The sequence below is a fragment of the Gilliamella sp. Pas-s25 genome (assembly GCF_009795885.1).
Taxonomy (GTDB): Bacteria; Pseudomonadota; Gammaproteobacteria; order Enterobacterales; family Orbaceae; genus Gilliamella.
Map to the genome: position 1 here is coordinate 1 of NZ_WTEV01000070.1, position 1,127 is coordinate 1,127.

A 1,127-nucleotide genomic window follows, 5' to 3' on the forward strand; every position below is an offset into this window, starting at 1 on the left:
AATACAGCGCCTATGGCGAAATCACCTATGAACACTGGCCACAAGCTGAAAATAATATTAAACCCATCAATCCCCTCAGATTTCAAGGACAATATTTTGATGAGGAGACAGGTTTACATTATAATATTAATCGCTATTACGCTCCTAATCTGGGTCGATTTATTACGCAAGATCCAGCTAAACTTTATGGTGGTTTAAATAGCTATCAATATTGTTTTAATCCGATTATCTGGATTGACCCGCTCGGATTACTTGCAGGTTTAGGGAGTTATGGGCCTTATGACCCCCATCTTGTGCGCAAGCAGTTAGAAGAACTATATGGACCCGGTAATGTGGTTTCTAACACCGTGCCATTGCCAAATAATAAAAATGTTAAATTAAAAGGCCAGCGACATCCTGAATCCGGAAAGGTGTTTGACAATAGAGGGTTAGTTATTTTTGATGATGTTGCAAAATATGATACTGTGTTACCAAGTGCTGAATTTTACAATAAAAGTTATCGAGGACAAATGAAAATGGCCACTGAAGATTTAAGAAGGGCTATCCAAAGGGGAGAAATAAACCCCGGGATATTTACACCAGAGCAGTTAAACGCAATTAATGCCGGTAAACCTAAAATACCTGGTTATACTTGGCATCATCATCAACATCGCGCTAGAATGCAACTGGTTCCATCAAAAGATCATTTAGAAACAGGCCATATAGGTGGCGAAGCATTATCTAAGGGGAAATAAATATGTTAGGATTAGTAAGAAATGATCGGACTATTGGTTTTGTATATTATTGTTTACTATGTGGTGTTATCAATATGGATGAGGTCAATCGTTGGGCTGAAAAGGTCATTGGCGAAAATGAAGTAAGCGATTTACCCGATTATATTTTTGATTTAATTGATTTTAAAGGAATAATTACTGAGTTAGAACGCTTGATCGGATTTTATCCTTGCTGGAGATGCACGAAAGCGCAAAGAATGGCTGTTTATGGTATAAGAGTAAGGAGAGGTCGAAAGTTACGCAAAGATGATGTATCTTTTAATGAAGAGCAAGCATTAGAAGCCTTAAAAAAACACCCAGAAATCGAAAAATTGTTCAGGGAAACATTCCCATTTATCGATCTTTAATCATTTT

Annotated in this window: 2 protein-coding genes; both read left to right on the forward strand. The window is 37.1% G+C overall.

The genetic code is table 11. The annotated features are described in order from the left end of the window. Positions 1–734, forward strand: a 734-nt coding sequence (locus GQ593_RS13730) for an RHS repeat-associated core domain-containing protein (protein ID WP_202115514.1), incomplete at its 5' end; no start/stop codon positions are given. Between the two features lie 2 nt (positions 735–736). Next, entirely contained in the window at positions 737–1,120 is a 384-nt protein-coding gene (locus GQ593_RS13325; RefSeq protein ID WP_065636052.1) for a hypothetical protein, read from the forward strand. Positions 1,121–1,127: the final 7 nt, after the last annotated feature.

Bases quoted from the DNA above. Each gene is read 5' to 3' on its own strand.
- GQ593_RS13325 (WP_065636052.1), top strand. From the start codon at position 737: ATGTTAGGATTAGTAAGAAATGATCGGACTATTGGTTTTGTATATTAT.